The following is an 18140-nucleotide window of genomic DNA, read 5'->3' as shown; positions in this document are numbered from 1 at the left end:
AGGCTGCATGCTCATGGACGCGTTGCACCGTGGTTCGATCCTGCTGCTGACCCTCGGCCCGCTGCTGCTGCCCAGTGGCGCGGCCCACGGCACCACCACCGGCTTCATCCAGGCGCGGCTGGTGATCAGCGCCGCCTGCCAGATCAGCAGCGACCCGCAACCGGCCACCCTGGGCAACCCGGGCCTGATGGACTTCGGTGCCCGCGGGCCGACCTGGGACCAGCCGCTGACCAGCCGGGTAGACGAAGCCGGCGGCGAGGGCAGCCTGCAGATCAGCTGCTCGCCGCAGGTGCGCGCCTTCAGCGTGCGCATCAACGGCGGGCAGAACGGCAACGACGGCGTGCGCCGCTTGAGCAACGGCCGCGAACTCATTCCCTATCAACTGGCCATCGACCCGGGCGGCAACAGCCGCTACGGCATCGGCCAGGCCCGTACCTTCACCATCAGCGGCACCCAGCAGGTGCCTGTACCCATCTACGGCGTGGTGGTCGCGCAACCGCGCGCGCTGCCGGCCGGGCTGTATCGCGACACCCTCAGGGTGACCCTGGACTGGTAACACGCAAGGAGATTCCGATGCCCAAGCACCTCACCCGCTGCATCCTCGCCGCCCTTGGCCTGGCCCTGGCCGCCCAGGCCCAGGCCGCCACCGTGACCGGCACCATCAGCTCGACCCTGACGCTGACCGCCGCCTGCCAGGTCAACGGCAGCGGCGGCACCTCGGGGCTCAACTTCGGCAGCCTCAACTTCGGCACCCAGGACTCGCTGTTCACCACCGCCAATGGCCAGGTGCTCGGTGGCGGTGGCGGGGCCATGAGCATCCTCTGCTCGGCAGGCACGGTGCCGACGATCAAGGTGCGTGCCGGTACCCACGACTCGCAGTCCGCCGGCGGGACCCGGGCCCTGGCCGATGGCGCCGGCAATTTCGTGCCCTACGACTTCTACACCGACGCCGGGCACACTCAGCTGCTGGCGATCGACGGTACCATCACCCTGCCGACCAGCACCGGCGTGGCGCAGACCGTCAACCTGTACGGTCAGGCCCGCGGCAAGGCCGGTCTGCCGGCCGGGGTGTACACCGACACGGTGGCGGTCGAGCTGAGTTTCTGAGCCATGCCGGGCACGGCGCGGCTGCTGGCCGTCGGGCTGTGCCTGGCGCTGACCCAGGGTGCCCACGCGGTCACCACCAGCACCTTCCAGGTGACGGCGCAGATCGTCGCCGGCTGCCTGGTGGTCGGCGGCGTGACGGCCTATGGCGTGCTCGACTACGGCACCAGCTCGGCGTTGTCCACCGCCACCCTGAGCACCTCGCTCGGCGGCAGCACGGTGACCTTCCAGTGCACCCCCGGCGTGGCCCTGAGCATGAGCCTGGACGGCGGCCAGAACAGCGCCAGCGGCACGCGTAATCTCAAGCGTTCGGGGGGCACGCAGCTACTGGCCTACCAGCTCTACCGCGACGCCGCGTTCAGCCAGAGCCTGGGCATCGGCAGCAGCGTGGCGGTGAGCTACAGCGACCCGACGGCGATCAAGCTGCCGGTCTATGGCCGTACCACCTTGACCGGCACCCTGCCGGCCGGGACCTATACCGATGTCGTGCAAGTGACGGTGACCTGGTGACAGGCCACTGCGGATAACCGAGAAGGAGAGGGGCATGGGGGCAGGCGCGAAACGGGCGCGTGGGATCATCGGGCTGCTGCTGTTGGCCAGCTGCGCATCGGCCTTCGCGGCCACTTCGGTGCTGATCTGGCCGATCGACCCGGTGCTGGAGGCCGACCAGAAGGCCGGCGCGCTGTGGCTGGAAAACCGCGGCTCGGCGCCGACCAGCCTGCAGGTGCGGGTGTTCGCCTGGAGCCAGGGCGAGTACCAGGAGCAGTTCCAGGCCCAGCGCGAGATCATCGGCAGCCCGCCGGTGGCCACTATCGCGCCGGGGCAGAAGCAGCTGATTCGCCTGACCCGCACCGGCAGCTCGCCCGCAGGGCAGGAGCAGGCCTACCGCATCATCATCGACGAGATCCCTTCGCCGCTGCCGGCCGATGCCGCCAGCGAAGGGCCGAAGGCAGCGATCCGCCTGCAGATGCGCTACTCGGTGCCGCTGTTCGTCTACGGCGAGGGACTGTGGGGCAAGCCCGACCCGGACGGCAGGCGCAGCGTCGAAGGCGTGGGCAAGCCGCAGTTGAGCTGGCGCGCGGTGACGGTGCAGGGCAAGCCCTATGTCGAGCTACGCAACACGGGGCCGGTGCATGCGCGGCTGACCGATGTGGTGCTGCAGCAGGCCGGCCAGGACCGGCCGCTGGTCGAGGGACTGCTCGGCTACGTGCTGCCTGGCGCCAGCATGCGCTGGCCGGCACCGGCCGCGCCGGGCGCCGCCAGCGTGCTCAAGGGGCGGGTCAACGGCCAGGAGGTGGCACAGGCCATCAAACAGGGGCAATGAGCCGCGCTTGAACGGATCACAGGGGCCAGGGAGGACCCGGTAATGGTTGGAAGTCGTGTGTGAGCTGGGTGCGGGTGGCAACGCACCGGTTGTGGCTGGGCCTGGCGGTGCTGGGGCCCGGCCTGGGCGTGGCCGACGAGCTGCCGCCGCCACCCTCGGAACAGACCGCCATCGCCGACGCCACGCTGTACCTCGACCTGCTGGTGAACCAGGTGGCCAAGGCTGAGCTGGTGCCGGTGCAGCAGCGCGCCGGGCGCCTGTACCTGGCCAGCGAGGTGTTGCGCGAGGCGGGCATCAGGCTGCCGGGCGAACCCCAGGGCGAAGTGGCCCTGGACGAGATCCCCGGCCTGCACAGCGACTACGACAGCCAGAACCAGCGCCTGCTGCTGCAGGTGCCGCCGGCCTGGCTGCCCGACCAGCAGGTCGGCGAGCGCAACCTGTACCCGGCCAGCGACGCGCGCAGCAGCTTCGGCGCCTTGCTCAACTACGACGCCTACCTCAATGACACCGACGAGGGCGGCAGCTACCTGGCCGCCTGGAACGAGCTGCGCCTGTTCGACGACTGGGGCACCTTTTCCACCACCGGGCAGTGGCGCCAGTCGTTCAATGGCGCCCAGGCCCAGGGCCGCCAGGGTTTCCTGCGCTACGACACCACCTTCCGCTACACCGACGAGCAGCGCCTGCTCACCTATGAGGCGGGCGACCTGGTGACCGGTGCGCTGCCTTGGACCACCTCGGTGCGGGTGGGCGGCCTGCAACTGTCCCGCGACTTCGGCGCCCGTCCCGACCTGGTCACCTATCCGCTGCCGGCCTTTGCCGGCGAAGCCGCCGTGCCGACCTCGCTGGACCTGTTCATCAATGGCTACAAGAGCAGTAGCACCGAACTGCAGCCGGGCCCCTACACCCTGACCAACGTGCCGTTCATCAACGGCGCTGGCGAGGCGGTGGTGGTGACCACCGACGCCCTTGGCCGCCAGGTGTCGACCACCTTGCCGTTCTATGTCACCAGCAGCCTGCTGGCCAAGGGGCTGTCGGACTTCTCGGTGGCCGCCGGTAGCCTGCGCCGCGACTACGCCGTGCGCGATTTCGCCTATGGTCCCGGCGTGGCCTCGGCGACCTTGCGCCACGGGGTGTCCGACTACTTCACCCTGGAAACCCATGCCGAGAGCGCCGAGTCGATGATGCTCGGCGGCCTGGGCGGCAATCTGCGCCTGGGTACCTTCGGCGTGCTCAACGCGGCGCTGACCCAGAGCCGTTTTGAAGGCGATACGGGCCAGCAGGTGGCGCTGGGCTACCAGTACAACAGCCGGCGCATCGGCTTCAACTACCAGCGCGTGCAGCGCCACGGCGACTACGCCGACCTGTCGTTGGTCGACAGCCCCTTCACCCGCCTGAGCCAGCGCAGCGAGCAGGCCACCCTGAGCCTCAATCTGGACCGCTACGGCAGCCTTGGTGCCGGCTATTTCGACGTGCGCGCCGGCGACGGCACGCGCACGCGGCTGATCAACCTGAGTTGGAGCAAGCCGCTGTGGCGCAACAGCAGCCTGTACCTGTCGGCCAACCGCGAGGTCGGTGACAGCCAGTGGGCGGTGCAGGCGCAGCTGGTGATCCCCTTCGACCTGCGCGGCACCCTGGCCTTCAGCGCCGAGCGCAGCAAGGACGGCCAGGACCTGCAGCGGGTCAACTACAGCCAGGCGGTGCCGGTGGGCGGCGGGGTGGGCTACAACCTGGGCTACGCCACAGGCGGCAACCGCGACGACTACCGCCAGGCCGACCTGACCTGGCGCCTGCAGTCGGTGCAGCTGCAGGTGGGCGCCTACGGCAGCAGCGGCGAGATGACCCGCTGGGCCGACGCCAGCGGCTCGCTGGTGTTGATGGACGCAGGCTTGTTTGCCGCCAACCGCATCGACGACGCCTTCGTGGTGGTCAGCACCAGCGGCTACGCCGACGTGCCGGTGCGCTACGAGAACCAGCAGATCGGCCGCACCGACCGCAACGGCCACCTGTTGGTGCCCTACAGCAGCGGCTACTACCGCGGCAAGTACGAGATCGACCCGATGGACCTGCCTGCCGATGTGCTGGCGCCGCAGGTGGAGCAGCGCGTGGCGGTGCGCCGTGGCAGCGGCTACTTGCTGGAGTTCCCGCTCAAGCGTGTGCTGGCGGCGAGCCTGGTGCTGGTCGATGCTGACCAGCAGGAGCTCAAGCTGGGCAGCCGGGTACGCCATCAGGAAAGTGGTGGCGAGGCGGTGGTGGGGTGGGATGGGTTGGTCTACCTGGAGAACCTGGCGCCGCACAATCGCCTGCAGGTGGACAAGGCCGATGGCGGCCAGTGCCAGGTGGCGTTCGACCTGCCTGAAGGGCAGGGGCCGATCCCGCTGATCGGCCCGCTGGTGTGCCGATGAACCGGCTGATCCGCGGATGCCTGGCAGGGCTGCTGGCGCTGCCGGGAGCGGCCTGGGCGTTGTGCTCGTCGGTGGCCACCGCGCCGGCGGCTTTCGGCTCGGTCAACTCGACGCTGGTGCGCACCACCGTGCAGAATGCCTCGACCACCAATGCCGGCCTGCAGTGCACCGGCTCGCTGTTGTCGCTGTTGACCAGCAATGACCATTTCTATGCCACCTTCACGTCGTCCAGCAGTGGACTGGTGGGCCCGACCGGCGATGTGATTCCCTATACGATCTACGCCGACAACACCACTAGCTACCCGATCAGCCGTGGCGTGCAGTTCGACTTCGCCCGCAACGGCATCATTGATGCCCTCGGCCTGCTCAACGGCAGTACGCCCAAGACCGTGCCGCTGTACCTGAAGACCGTGGTCGGCGCCAATGTCGCCGCCGGCCTGTACCAGGAAACCCTGAACATTGCCTGGAGCTGGAACTACTGCTCGGGTATCGGTATCGGTGCCATCTGCCTGGGGCGCGACATCGGCAGCGGCAACCAGACCCTGCTGGTCAGCCTCACGGTGACCAACGACTGCCAGATCACCACGCCCAACATCAGCTTCGCCAGCGCGCCGGTGGTGGCCGGATTCGGCACGGTGAGCCAGAGCGTGAGTGTGTCGTGCACCAAGGGTAGCAACTACACGGTCGGTCTGGACGACGGGCAGAACGTCTCGGGCGGGCGGCGGCGGATGAAGTCCAGCGCCAACAACTACCTGGCCTATGACATCTTCAAGAGCGCCGGCGTGGTGCGCTGGGGCTCGGTGGGCGCGGCGCGGCGTTCGAGCAGCGATGCCGAGGTGAACCCCGGGGCGGGGACCGGGACCGGGAGCCAGGTGTTCAACTACAACGCCAAGGTGTACACCGACCAGGCCACGCCGCCGGCGGCGACCTATACCGACAGTGTGATTCTGGATGTGCAGTTCTGAGTAGGCTGCCTCGCCTTCCACGGAACAGAACGTAACCTTGTGATTTCACCGGGACAGCGTGGGAGCGGGCTTGCCCCGCGATGTGGTGTATGGCACCGGCTATGCCGGTGATCGCGGGGCAAGCCCGCTCCCACGCTGGTGATGTTTCAACATTGCTCTCTGTACGACAGCGCAGCCTGAAGGGCAGGGCGATTTCCGATAGGAGATCGCGTTGCTCAGCGCAGATCGCCGACCATCTTCAGCAACGTCTCCAGCACCGCCCCGGCCAGCGCCTTCGAGCGCTCGCCCGACCAGCCAGTGCGCGGATTCGGCGCATCGTCATGGTCCTTGAACGGCATTTCCAGGGTCAGCGACAGGCAGTCATGGGCCTGGCCCACGGCATTGCAGGCCAGGGTCATGTTGGCCCGGCCCGGCTCGTCGCGGGTATAGCCGTACTTCGTCTGGAAGTCCGGGGTCAGGCTGCACAGGGTGCTGCGGAACTGCTCTTCCAGTTTGGCGATGCGCGGCGTGTAGCCGGGGTTGCCCTCGCAGGCCGCGGTGAACACATGGGGGATCTCCTCGTCGCCATGGGCATCGATGAACGCATCCACACCATGCAGCTTCATCTGGCTCTGGGCGAAGAACACCTCGGGGCTCAGTTCGACGCTGGCGTCCTGCCAGGCGCGGTTGAGGTCCTTGCCCTTGAAGTTGGTGCGCAGGTGGCCGAGGAAGGCACCGTCCGGGTTCATGTTGGGGATCAGGTACAGGTCGGCCTTGGCCAGCAGTTGCTGGATGACCGGGCCGTTGGCTTCGAGGGCGTCAATCACGCCTTCCATGAACCATTCGGCCATGTGCTCGCCCGGGTGCTGCTGGGCGATGATCCACAGCTTGCGCTTGCCGGTTGCGCCACTGCCCGCGCGCAGCAGCGGAATGTCGCGCCCCTGCACGCTGCGCCCGCTGGCCAGCAGTTCGACGCCGGCGATCTGCCGGGCGCGCTCGATCAGCTGGTTGTGCCGGGCGCGCGGGTAGGGCTCGAAGTAGGCGAACCAGGCCTGCGCCTGTTCAGCCTTGAAGTCGAAGCTCAGGGCCTTGCCGTCGAACTGGCTGGGCACGCGGAACCAGGTCTGCTGGTCGTAGGAGGCCACGGCGTGGTAGCCGGTCCAGGCGTTCTTGTAGGAGGACTCATGGGCGTTGTCCAGGCTGAAGCGATGGACTTGGCCCGGGGTCAGGCCGCTGGCCTTGAAGTGGAACCACTGGAAGTGGTCGCTGTGGCTGTCCTTGCGGATGTTCAGGTGGACGTGCGCAGGGTTGCTGGCGTCCAGGACCAGGATGTTGCCGGAGTCGAAATCGCAGTCAATGTGCAGCGGGGAGAGCGTCACGGTCATTGCCAGCCTCCTGTTGGCGTTGTTGTGGGAGGTACTCTACACCGCGAAAGGTGTTCAGGGTGTCACTTTGTTCGTGGCCTGTGAGTCGGTGGAGGGCTCAGGGGCGGTGCGGGATTCGCGGTCTATGGCTTCCGGCCATTGCACCCTGGGGGCTAATCGGCGAATGGGGGTGAGTTCGAAGTCATTGTCCCAATCGCGGGGTGGGCGAACAAAGGTGGGAAGTGCGTCTGGGCCCTGTTGCATGAACAGTCTGATGATCTCCCAGTATTGCTTGCCATCCTCAAGGTCATGACTGAAGAACAGGCGGTCGATTATTTCGTTGGTACCTGTCTTGCGTACGGCGATGACGATATTCTCAACGAGTCCGCCGTTGCCCATCGGGGCATAAAGGCTATAGACCTCGGCGATGAGGTCGCTCCAGTTATAAACGACAGGGCGTACCCCCCCAGTGCTTTTTGCTGAGTACCCGAACCCTGTCTTGTCTGTACTCGTAAAAATAAACTTTTTGTCGGAGCCGGTTAAAACGGATTGGCTCGTCGCGCGGTAGCTCAATGTCCAGGCGTACGAGAGGTATCGTTACCCAGTAGGCAGCGGTAATTATGGTTAGAATTATTGCGAAGTCTAATCCAATTTTCTCTCCTTCGATTAATGTGGTATGAGCTAAGGTTAAGATTGGTAGTAAACCCAGCAGCATGGCGATGCTTCCACCGATGAGGCCGATGCCCCTGATTTTTAGTGTTGATCTTGGGATCTCTATATAAATATTATTTATTTTGTTTGGAGTTGGTGGTAGTAAGGTTGCGTTGAGTTTCTGTGTGGGCTCCTCATTGGGAAGAGGTAGGTCATACTTCCAGCCTAGAGTACGCTCAGGTAAGTCGTCATTGGAGGTAGTCATTTGTGGGTTTCCAGGATTTCCAGATTTGCATAGGCCTCTGGGGAATTACGATCTGGCCAGTAAGTGACGTTTAAAGTTGCAGCCTGTATGCTGTGCCTGCCAAGGCTTGGGGTGAGTTCTATGTGGCCGGTTATGAACTCGGTGGTAGTGGAATCACCGAAGTGCAACACTGCGGATTTTTTGCTGGTGTTTTGGATGAGGGTATCTGCTCTGTAGTCTTTCACTTTGCGAGAGGGGCGCGACGACGGCTTTTTCTGCGAGGTTGGCAATGGATGTAAAACTGCATGGGATCCTGTGGCGATGATCTCGCCGCTCGTGTAGTTGGACGGAACCCCATCGCCATGTCGGTGAACGGTCAGGGACCAGTGATAGCTGTAGCTTGAAGCATTGACATTGGGCAGCAATATCTTGAATGTTAGTTTTTGCTCGGTGGCTGCCTGAGCAATCCATCCTATTTTAGCCGTGAGCGTGGGGTCGGCTCTTTGGGTTTCGGATTTTACGCCCGCCTCAACACCCAGTGTGGCGGCGTTTAACGCTGCAAAAGCGATGTCAGCATGTTCAGGGAACTCCCAGTGGATGGCAGGGGTTTCATTGGCTTTGCCGAAATAACACCGTCTTGCCCAACGCTCTAATGGAGTTGATTCTTTGCTCTCTGCCCACTTCTTAGTGCTGTAAGCACCTATTGCAAGGGTGATTGCTATACCTAGTGGGCCAAATAGTGCTGGGCTGAAAACTGCATAGATAGCATAGATTGTTCCGGTTAATGATATAAATGCCGTCGCACTATAAGCATTCCGAGCGGTTGTATCCCCATTCGCCCATGTTCGCCTTGAGGCAAACACTGCCTGTGCCGTATCGTAAATCCCGGCCACGGCCCCCATGACGGCACCTACCCTGACTGTTGCCCGCCCCATTTCTATGACTGTGGCCATCCGGGCCGTCCCCGCAGGCGTCATGGGTATCCTGGTGTTGATCTGCGTGGCGCCGGTCCTGATGATCAAACCCAGCGCCTCGATCCCTCCGCCAAGGATCGCCAGCTTGGACCCATGCAACGCTATCACCGCTTCCCTGGATTTCTCGCCGATCTCGATTTCCGCCTTTTCCAGATTCTTCGCCAGGCTGTCGTGGGTCAGGTACAAGCCGCCCAGGGCCAGCAGGAGCTCCCAGCTGCCCGCCACGCCGCGCACGCCGGTGAAGCTGGTGCGCACCAGCTGCGCCGCCTGTTTCGCGGTGATGCGCATGCCGTGGAGCAGTTGCCGGGCGTTGGCGTCGAGGGTTCCCGCGGCGACCGAGAGGTTGACCAGGCTGATCTGCGCGGCGTCGCTGAGCTGGTTGACGCGCAGACCGGCTTCCTGGGCCAGGCGCTCCTGCAGCACGTCGGCGGTGCCCTCGACCCAGACGCTGACGGTGATGACGCTGTGCGCCAGCTTCGGGTCGAGCACCGCCAGGCTCAGCAGCCCGTGCTGGATGACCGGCCGCACCCAGCGCCTGGACGCGCTCACCTCGGCATCGAATTCGCGCAGGCCCAGGAGCATGCGTTCGCGGGCCTTGGCGGTCTGCGCGCTGGCCTGGTGCTGCAGCTCGCGCAGGTGGGCACTCTGCAGGGCGTAGTACTCGCTGAGCTTCATCTGTACCTGCAGCTCGATCAGTTGCACGCCGTTGTACAGCCACTGGCTGGCGCTGTTCAGGCGCATCACGGCGCGCTGCACGCCGGGCGGCAGCAGGGGCTTCAGGCGCAGGCTGGCGCCATTGATCGCGCCTTGCGTCTCTGCGATGGCCTGGCGCAGGGTGTCACGCAGGTTCAAGCCGGCATCGTCACTGGCGATGACCTTGCTCAGCGCCCCATAGAGCTTCTCGCTGTCGCCCCAGTCGGTGGGGTCGGTGGTGGAGAAACTGGGCAGCAGCGCGGCGAGCAGGGTCCGGTCGCGCAGGAGCACGGCGCGGTAGGGCGGGCTGTTGGGATCCTGCAGCCAGCGCTGCCACAGCGCCGCGCTGCTGCCCGGGGCAGGGGCGCGGGCTTCGCCGTCCGCGTCGGGGGCCTCGGTGACGCCGCCGGCCAGGCACAGGGCCATGGTCTTGCTGTAGGCGATGCCGGACTCGCGGTCGTCGCCGTCGTAGTCGTGTTCCTCGATGGCGTGGAACAGGCTGCTGTCGCAGAGTTGGGTGTAGGCCTGGGTGTTCAGGTCGATGTAGCGCTGGTACTCGGCTTCCTGGCGTTCGTACTCGGCCTGGAAGCCTGCGCGCAGGGGCTCGTGGTAGCGCTCCTCGAGCCGGGCGACGCCGTCTTGGGCGCGCCGTTCGACCTCGCGCTGGCGCTCGACCTGCGGGTCGACGAACACCGGCGGGCCATCGCCGCTGTGGGGCTCGAAGGACGGGGTCTGCTGCTCGGCCCAGGGCCATTGCATGGCGCGCAGGGTCTGCAGGATCTGCGAGGTCTGCAGCTGATAGGCGCGCAGCGGGTCCTCGCGCCATTGCTGGCGCCGGGCGATCCAGTTGAGGCGCTGGTGGTTGTACTCCTGGACCAGGCCGACGGTGTCGTCGAGCACCAGGGCGAGCACGCCGTGTTCGAGCTGGTGGCGGGCAATGGCGTTGATCAGGTAGCCGCGGGTGGCGGTCTGGCGCAGGAGGCGGCTGTGAAAGCCATGGACACTGTCGAAGGCGCCGGGCAGTTGCTGGTTGTACTCGAAGACCTCGCGGTCCACCTGCAGCTCGCTGAGGGTCATGGCCATGCCCACCTGGGCGGGGGCGCTGCGGGCGAGGGCGAGGTCCAGCACCTGGAAGCGCTCGGGCGGGGTCTTGGCGTTGCGGTAGGCATTGAGCACGCTGGGCGGCCAGGCGTCGCTGCTGAAGGCGATCCAGGCGGTGGAGAAGGCCTCGGTGTCGACGGTGAGGAAGGAGGAGGGGATGTCGTGGTTTTCGCCCAGGCACTGGCGGGCGAGCAGGCGCGGTGGCGCGGGTGGCGGCTCGATGGGGTTGAAGCGGCGCAGGTGGGCCTCGTCGGTGACTTCGTAGGCGTACCAGATGCGCTGGTCGAGCAGGACATACAGGTAGCCGGTGCGCAGGGTGCGCAGCCCCATGCGGGTGGCGATCTGATCGCCGCCGGCCAAGGGGTAGCGGTAGGCCGGGCGCAGGTCCGGGACCAGGGCGCGGCGAAGGGGCAGGATGGGCAGGCCCTTGCGTTCGCAGGCCTGGCACTGGTCGTGGGGCAGGACGGATTCGGCGATGACGTGGGCGATTCGCTTGCTGAGGGTCATGGGCGTACCCCCTTTGCGTATCGTTGGGGCAGTATGAGTCGCTGGCGCGGATCGCTTGAAGGCGCAATCTCGCAGTCGTTTTTAGCAATGAAGGGCGTTGACCTGTAGCGCAGGTCGGAATGGTTAAGCATGGCGGTCCCTGTCCATTGTTGTCGGGCGCCTCAATGTGGAGAAGCGCGCTCGATGCGTGGCACAAGGCTAGGACCATAGGGGGCGTGCAGGAGGAAGTCTTGCCAACGGCTTCCTACATTGCTGTAGGAAAGTTCTCTTTGAAGGGCTGTTATGACTTCAAACCGCCGGCTAGAGCGGTCGGGGCAGGAATTTTCAGGGGCTGCGCCCCGGGTTCAGGTCAGCAGTCCCAACGCCACGAGGGCGGCAACACCAAGCCCGACGGCAATCGAGCAGCCACCCAGCGATAGCGCCGCACGCCCTTGCCGGTACCAGCCGTCATGGCCGAGCTGTTGCGCCGGGGCGAGCAGGCTGCGCCAGCGCAGTTCGGTTTCGTGGAAGGCGCGCAGGTGCTCGGGGTCGGCATCCAGCCAGCGGCGGAAGTCGATGCGTTCGCTGGCGGTCACCTGCGGGCTCTGCAGGCGCACGTACCATTGGCCGGCGATGCTGGCCAGCGCGTCGCCGGGGGCGCGGGCGGTCTGCAGGGCCTGGTTCATGTGGCGCTCGATGCTGATCAGCGGCAGGTCCAGGCGTTCGGCGATGGCGGCGAAGCCCTGTTGGTCGAGGCGGTTGAGCAGGAAGACTTGCTGGACCCGGCGCGGCAGGCGCTTGAGTGCATGCAGCAGTGCGTCATCGCCATGCTGTTCGGCGGTGCGCGGGTTGTGCTCGAGGGGCAGCAGCAGGCGGGTCATGGACAGCTCCTTGCTCATTAAGGAAAGGGGTGGGGGCATCTTCCTTGACGCGAAGCCAGCTTAGGCTAAACGAGATTGATTCTCAAGTGCTGATTCCGCAAAGATTTGTAATGAGCGTTCACGTCCTGACACAGTTTTGCTATCATCGCCGCCATCAACGATCTTCATTAGCCTGAAGAGCAAAAAAAATGACCCGGCAAAAAGCCGGGTCAAAAACCGTGATTAGCCTGATGAGGAGATAATCTGAGCGTCCGACCTGAGGACGTTGCAGGTTATCCAGCGGGTCTCGCGACCTGCTGAGTGCAATAATAATCGTTATCATTTGCCAGTCAAATGATTTTTCCGCGATTTGCTAAAAATTATCTAACTGACGCACACCTCGTCCCCGGCAATCGGGGCTTTTGCCGTTCGTCGGCTATCACGTTCTCCCTTCAGATCGATGCCTTTTCCGTGGCGTGGCACTGCTCCAGCAGTGCGCGGGCCATGTTGACCATGTGCATCAGCGCAAACACCACTTCCCGCGTCGTGCCCTGCAGATGGTTGCCGGTTTCTTGCGCCGTGGCCGACGCGCAGCGCAGCAGGGCCATGGCATGGTCACAGGCCTGGGCGTTGCTGACACCTTCGCGCAGGGTCCATAGCGAGCGCTCCAGATCGCGGGGCGTGGGGGTGGGGTTGAGGTAGAAATCGAGGGCACGGCGGGCTGCTTCTTCGTCGAGATCTGTTTCCGTTTCTTTCGAGATGCTCATCCTGATTACCTGCGAATACCAATAGGGGAAAGGTGAAGTCTGATTCTAATACCTAAAGTATTGAAATGTGTTTTGGCAAATACTACTTGATGTGTATTGAACGCAGGGAGGCAGTCCGTATCGTGCCTGCGATGAATATGGACAAATGGATAGCCCTGGTCCGGGAACGGATCGAGGAGCTCGATATCTCCCAGGAGCAGCTTGCCGAACGCGTTGGGGTCTCCCAGGGCAGCATCGGCCATTGGCTGAAAAAACGCCGTCAGCCTCGGGTCGACTCGATGAACCGCACGTTCATTGAGTTGGGCATGCCGCATTACCAGGTCAGCATGCAGCTGCGTGTGCTGGGACAGGTGGGCGAGGAGCGGGCGCGTTATGGCCTCGAGGACGAGGATGACGACGACGGGCTGGCGAAATACTTCGTGTGTTTCCGCTATCCGGTACGTGACTGGAGCACGTTGGGTCAGCAGGAGCAGGAAGCGCCGGAGGTCTTCGAGCAGACCGACTACCTGGCCCAGGGCAAGGCGTTCTGGCTGACGGTCGAGAACGACACCATGAGTGCCGCCAGTGGCAGGAGCGTGCCCGAGGGGGTTCGAATCCTGATTGATGATGGTGTGCCCGCCGAGCCGGGGCGTCTGGTGATTGCCCGGCTGCCAGGCAAGTCCGCGATCTTTCGGCAGTTGACCGAGGAGGGTGGGCAGCGGTATCTGAAGGCGCTCAACAATGCCTATCCGAACCTGGTGTGCGAGGAGGGGTGCGAGCTCCTTGGTGTTGTGGTGCGGATGCACGGGGTGCTCTAGATCGTCGGGGCTGCGCAGCAGCCCCTAGCTCAACCTTGAAAGCTCGTTATGCCTCCAGCTCCACCAGCACTGTCCCTTCGCTGACCATATCCCCCTCCTGGCAGAACAGCGCTTTCACCGTCCCGGAGTGGGGCGCCCGAATGCTGTGCTCCATCTTCATCGCCTCCAGCACCACCAGCGCGGTACCAGTCTCGACCACCTGCCCCGGCTCCACCAGCACTCGCACGATGCTGCCATTCATGGGCGCACCCAGCCCGCCCTGGTGGCTGTGGCTGGCTTCCGCCGCCGCAATCGGGTCATGGACGCTGATGGCGTGCAACTCGCCGGCCCACTGCAGGTACAAGGTGCCACCCCGACGCACCGCCAGATGCCGACGGCGCAGGCCATCCTGGTCATGACACAGCTGCTCCCCCTCCAGCCGATAGGTCGAAGGCGCACTGCGCTCCAATGCCACCGCCTGTTCATGCCCTTCGCACTGCAAATGCAGGCTGCTGCGCGCCGGCAAGCCCAGGCGCAGGCCATCGCGGGCCGCCCACGGTGAAGCGCGGTCGTCCTGGCGCAGCAGTGCAGGCTCGCCTTGCAGCCACGCCTCGGCGGCAGCCTCCCAGAACTGCGCCGGCAGCGCCTGGGGCGCAGGCAGCAACACGTCCTGGTGACGCGGAATGAACCCGGTGTCCAGCTCCGCCTCGGCAAACGCCGGGTGCGCAAGGATGCGGCGCAGGAAGGCGATATTGGTCTTCACCCCGCCAATGGCGAACTCATCGAGCATCGCCAGCAAGCGCAGGCGCGCCTGCTCGCGGTCCTGCCCCCAGGCAATCAGCTTGCCCAGCATCGGGTCATAGAACGGCGACACCACATCGCCCTCGCTGACGCCGCTGTCCACCCGACGGCCTTCGCCCGGCGCCGACTCGCGGTACAGCGCCAGGGTGCCGGTGGCCGGCAGGAACTCATTGGCCGGATCCTCCGCGTACAGCCGCACCTCGATGGCATGGCCGATCAGCGGCACCTGCTCCTGGGTGATCGGCAGCGGCTCGCCGCAGGCCACGCGGATCTGCCAGGCCACCAGGTCGAGCCCGGTGATGGCCTCGGTGACCGGGTGCTCCACCTGCAGGCGGGTGTTCATTTCCATGAAGAAGAACTCGCCACGGGCATCGAGCAGGAACTCGACGGTGCCGGCGCCCACGTAGCCGATGGCCTGGGCGGCGCGCACTGCGGCCTCGCCCATGGCCTTGCGCAGCTCGGGGGACAGGCCCGGTGCCGGGGCTTCCTCGACCACCTTCTGGTGGCGACGCTGGATCGAGCAGTCACGCTCGTTGAGGTACAGGCAGTTGCCGTGCTGGTCGGCGAACACCTGAATCTCCACATGACGTGGCTTGAGCACGTACTTCTCGACCAGCATCCGCGCATCGCCGAACGACGACTGCGCCTCGCGCTGCGCCGAGGCCAGGGCGTCGGCCAGCTGGCTCTCGTCCTCGACCACCTTCATGCCCTTGCCGCCACCCCCGGCACTGGCCTTGAGCAGCACCGGGTAGCCGATGCGCTCGGCGGCGGCGCGGAAGGTCTCCAGGTCCTGGGCCTCGCCGTGGTAGCCCGGCACCAGCGGCACGCCGGCGGACTCCATCAGTGCCTTGGCCGCCGACTTGCTGCCCATGGCATCGATGGCGCTGGCCGGTGGGCCGAGGAAGATCAGCCCGGCCTGTTCGATGGCGCGGGCAAAACCGGCGTTCTCCGACAGGAAGCCATAGCCCGGGTGGATCGCCTGGGCGCCGCTGGCCTTGGCGGCGGCGAGCAGCTTGTCGATCACCAGGTAGCTTTCGGCGGCCTTGGTGCCACCGAGATCGACACGGATATCGGCCTCGCGGCTGTGGCGCGCGTCGCGGTCGGTGGCGCTGTGCACGGCCACGGTGGTCAGGCCCATGGCCTTGGCGGTGCGCATCACCCGGCAGGCGATCTCGCCGCGGTTGGCGACCAGCAGGGTGGTCAGCGTGGGTCGGCTCATGGGCGCGGCTCCTTGTTGTCTTGCCAGGCGGGGCGGCGTTTTTCCAGGAAGGCGCGCAGGCCCTCCTGGCCTTCGGCGCTGACGCGGATGCGGGCAATGGTGTTCTCGCAGTAGCGGCGCAGGGCCGGGCTCAGTTCTCCGGCGTCCACCTCGCGCAGCAGGTCCTTGGTGGCGCGCAGCGCTTGCGGGCTGTTGTGCAGCAGGTTGTCGACCCAGGCCTCGACCTGGGCGTCCAGCTCGCTGGCCGGGTACACCTCGGCCAGCAGGCCCAGCTCACGGGCGCGCACGCCGCTGAAGCGTTCGGCGGTGAGGGCGTAGCGGCGCGCGGCGCGCTCGCCGATGGCCTTGACCACGAACGGGCTGATCACTGCCGGGGCCAGGCCGATGCGCACTTCCGACAGGCACAGCTGCGCGTCTTCGGCGCCGATGGCCATGTCGCAGCAGCTGATCAGCCCCAGCGCGCCGCCGAAAGCGGCGCCTTGCACCACGGCCAGGGTCGGCGCCTTGAGCCGGTGCAGGGCGTACATCAGCTCGCCCAGCTCGTGGGCGTCGTCGAGGTTGGTGTTGAAGTCCAGCTGCGCCGACTGCTGCATCCAGGCCAGGTCGGCGCCGGCGCTGAAGTGCCGGCCACGGCCGCGCAGCACCACGAAGCGCAGGCTGGCGTCCTCGGCCAGGCGGTCGAGGGCGACGATCAGTTCGCGGATCATCTGCGCGTTGAAGGCGTTGTTCTTGTCTTCCCGGCTCAGCCACAGGGTGGCGAAGCCGCGAGGGTCCTTGACCAGTTCCAGGGTGGCGAATTCGCTCATGGGTCACATCCGGAAAATGCCGAAGCGGCTCTGTTCGATCGGGGCGTTCAGCGCGGCGGACAACGCCAGGCCAAGCACATCGCGGGTCTGCGCCGGGTCAATGACGCCGTCGTCCCACAGCCGGGCGCTGGAGTAGTAGGGGTGGCCCTGGCGCTCGTACTGGTCGAGGATCGGCTGCTTGAGCTTCTTCTCGTCTTCGCTGCTGAACACTTCGCCACTGCGCTCGCTCTGCTCGCGCTTGACCTGGGCCAGCACGCCGGCCGCCTGTTCGGCGCCCATCACGCCGATGCGGGCGTTGGGCCACATCCACAGGAAGCGCGGATCGTAGGCGCGGCCGCACATGCCGTAGTTGCCGGCGCCGAAGCTGCCGCCGATGATCACCGTGAACTTCGGCACCTGGGCGCAGGCCACGGCGGTGACCAGCTTGGCACCGTGCTTGGCGATGCCGCCTTCCTCGTACTTCTTGCCGACCATGAAGCCGGTGATGTTCTGCAGGAACAGCAGCGGGATGCCGCGCTGGCAGGCCAGTTCGATGAAGTGCGCGCCTTTTTGCGCAGCTTCGGCGAAGAGGATGCCGTTGTTGGCCAGGATCGCCACCGGGTAGCCGTGCAGGTGGGCGAAGCCGCACACCAGGGTGGTACCGAACAGCGCCTTGAACTCATCGAACACCGAACCGTCGACCAGGCGGGCGATCACCTCGCGCACATCGAACGGCTGCTTGGCGTCGGCCGGGACCACGCCGTACAGCTCCTCGGCGTTGTACAACGGCGCGATCGGCGCCTGGCACTGCAGCTTGCCCTGCTTGTGCCAGTTGAGGTTGGCGACGCTGCGCCGGGCGATGGCCAGGGCGTGCTCGTCGTTGTCGGCGTAATGGTCGGCCACGCCGCTGGTGCGGCAGTGCACGTCGGCGCCACCGAGGTCCTCGGCGCTGACCACTTCACCGGTCGCGGCTTTCACCAAAGGCGGGCCTGCGAGGAAGATGGTCGCCTGCTGGCGCACCATGATCGCCTCGTCGGCCATGGCCGGCACATAGGCGCCACCGGCGGTGCACGAGCCCATCACCACGGCGATCTGCGGGATCCCCAGGGCGCTCATGTTGGCCTGGTTGAAGAAGATCCGCCCGAAGTGCTCGCGGTCGGGAAATACCTCGTCCTGGCGCGGCAGGTTGGCGCCGCCGGAGTCCACCAGGTAGATGCACGGCAAGCGGTTCTGCAGGGCGATGGTCTGGGCGCGCAGGTGCTTTTTCACCGTCAGCGGGTAGTAGGAGCCGCCTTTGACCGTGGCGTCGTTGGCCACGATCATGCACTCCACGCCTTCGACCCGGCCGATGCCGGCGATCACGCCGGCGGCCGGCACGTCTTCGCCGTAGACTTCATGGGCGGCCAGCTGGCCGATCTCGAGAAACGCCGAGCCCGGGTCGAGCAGGCGGTCGATACGCTCGCGGGGCAGCAGCTTGCCGCGGGAGGTGTGCCGCTCCTGGGCCTTCGGCCCGCCGCCCTGACTGACCTGGGCGAGCAGACCGCGCAGGGCCTGGACCTGTTCGAGCATGGCCGCGCTGTTGGCGGCGAATTCCGCCGAGCGCGGGTTGATCTGGGTATGCAAGGTAGCCATGGACGCCGGTTCC

General features: G+C 65.7%; 16 protein-coding genes. 7 read left to right on the top strand and 9 right to left on the bottom strand.

Annotated features, from left to right (window positions below; translation table 11 throughout):
* Positions 1-22: 22 nt before the first annotated feature.
* The 6 genes from HU735_RS11100 to HU735_RS11075 all read left to right on the top strand — a co-directional run bounded on the left by HU735_RS11100 (position 23) and on the right by HU735_RS11075 (position 5795).
* A complete protein-coding gene (locus tag HU735_RS11100) occupies positions 23-556 on the top strand; it encodes a spore coat U domain-containing protein (protein ID WP_050705101.1) in 534 nt (177 codons plus the stop codon).
* 17 nt (positions 557-573) lie between these two features.
* On the top strand, positions 574-1107 hold the full coding sequence (locus HU735_RS11095) for a spore coat U domain-containing protein (protein ID WP_186713544.1): 534 nt from the start codon (positions 574-576) through the stop codon (positions 1105-1107).
* Positions 1108-1110: 3 nt separating this feature from the next.
* Positions 1111-1614 (top strand): spore coat U domain-containing protein, encoded by a 504-nt coding sequence (locus HU735_RS11090; protein ID WP_186713543.1) that lies wholly within the window; start codon positions 1111-1113, stop codon positions 1612-1614.
* A 34-nt stretch (positions 1615-1648) separates the two neighbouring features.
* Positions 1649-2428 (top strand): molecular chaperone, encoded by a 780-nt coding sequence (locus HU735_RS11085; protein WP_186713542.1) that lies wholly within the window; start codon positions 1649-1651, stop codon positions 2426-2428.
* A gap of 68 nt (positions 2429-2496) precedes the next feature.
* Complete coding sequence (locus tag HU735_RS11080; protein ID WP_186713567.1) at positions 2497-4830, top strand: fimbria/pilus outer membrane usher protein; 2334 nt, start codon at positions 2497-2499, stop codon at positions 4828-4830.
* Positions 4827-5795, top strand: coding sequence for a spore coat U domain-containing protein (locus HU735_RS11075; protein ID WP_186713541.1), 969 nt, complete (start codon positions 4827-4829; stop codon positions 5793-5795). Before HU735_RS11080 ends, HU735_RS11075 begins: the two co-directional genes overlap by 4 nt.
* Before the next feature lie 215 nt (positions 5796-6010).
* Here the strand turns inward: HU735_RS11075 and HU735_RS11070 are convergent, their stop codons facing one another.
* The 6 genes from HU735_RS11070 to HU735_RS11050 form a co-directional block, all read right to left on the bottom strand.
* Positions 6011-7159, bottom strand: coding sequence for a carboxypeptidase family protein (locus HU735_RS11070; protein ID WP_186713540.1), 1149 nt, complete (start codon positions 7157-7159; stop codon positions 6011-6013).
* A gap of 54 nt (positions 7160-7213) precedes the next feature.
* Positions 7214-7567, bottom strand: a complete 354-nt coding sequence (locus HU735_RS11065; protein ID WP_310889557.1) for a DUF6708 domain-containing protein — start codon at positions 7565-7567, stop codon at positions 7214-7216.
* Positions 7568-7580: 13 nt separating this feature from the next.
* Entirely contained in the window at positions 7581-7853 is a 273-nt protein-coding gene (locus tag HU735_RS27385; RefSeq protein WP_346655360.1) for a DUF6708 domain-containing protein, read from the bottom strand.
* A gap of 197 nt (positions 7854-8050) precedes the next feature.
* Positions 8051-11308: a T6SS effector BTH_I2691 family protein gene (locus HU735_RS11060; protein ID WP_186713539.1), complete on the bottom strand. Its 3258-nt coding sequence runs from the start codon at positions 11306-11308 to the stop codon at positions 8051-8053.
* Between the two features lie 344 nt (positions 11309-11652).
* Positions 11653-12168, bottom strand: a complete 516-nt coding sequence (locus HU735_RS11055) for a DUF4880 domain-containing protein (RefSeq protein WP_186713538.1) — start codon at positions 12166-12168, stop codon at positions 11653-11655.
* A gap of 431 nt (positions 12169-12599) precedes the next feature.
* The gene (locus HU735_RS11050; RefSeq protein ID WP_028692517.1) at positions 12600-12914 is read right to left on the bottom strand and encodes a hypothetical protein; all 315 of its coding nucleotides are present in this window, start codon (positions 12912-12914) and stop codon (positions 12600-12602) included.
* Positions 12915-13003: 89 nt separating this feature from the next.
* On the opposite strand from HU735_RS11050, the gene HU735_RS11045 reads away from it, so the two are divergent.
* Entirely contained in the window at positions 13004-13711 is a 708-nt protein-coding gene (locus tag HU735_RS11045; RefSeq protein ID WP_186713537.1) for an XRE family transcriptional regulator, read from the top strand.
* Positions 13712-13757: 46 nt separating this feature from the next.
* Here HU735_RS11045 and HU735_RS11040 read toward each other — a convergent pair whose 3' ends face one another.
* From HU735_RS11040 to HU735_RS11030, 3 genes are read right to left on the bottom strand one after another with little or no spacing between them, the layout of a single operon-like run.
* Positions 13758-15710, bottom strand: coding sequence for an acetyl/propionyl/methylcrotonyl-CoA carboxylase subunit alpha (locus HU735_RS11040; RefSeq protein WP_186713536.1), 1953 nt, complete (start codon positions 15708-15710; stop codon positions 13758-13760).
* Positions 15707-16516: a gamma-carboxygeranoyl-CoA hydratase gene (locus tag HU735_RS11035; RefSeq protein WP_028692514.1), complete on the bottom strand. Its 810-nt coding sequence runs from the start codon at positions 16514-16516 to the stop codon at positions 15707-15709. The genes HU735_RS11040 and HU735_RS11035 overlap by 4 nt, the downstream gene beginning before the upstream one ends.
* 3 nt (positions 16517-16519) lie before the next feature.
* Complete coding sequence (locus tag HU735_RS11030) at positions 16520-18127, bottom strand: carboxyl transferase domain-containing protein (RefSeq protein ID WP_186713535.1); 1608 nt, start codon at positions 18125-18127, stop codon at positions 16520-16522.
* Positions 18128-18140: the final 13 nt, after the last annotated feature.

It is taken from the genome of Pseudomonas sp. BW16M2, assembly GCF_014268865.1.
GTDB classification, from domain to species: Bacteria; Pseudomonadota; Gammaproteobacteria; order Pseudomonadales; family Pseudomonadaceae; genus Aquipseudomonas; species Aquipseudomonas peradeniyensis.
This window is presented reverse-complemented; position numbering and strand designations above follow the sequence as displayed.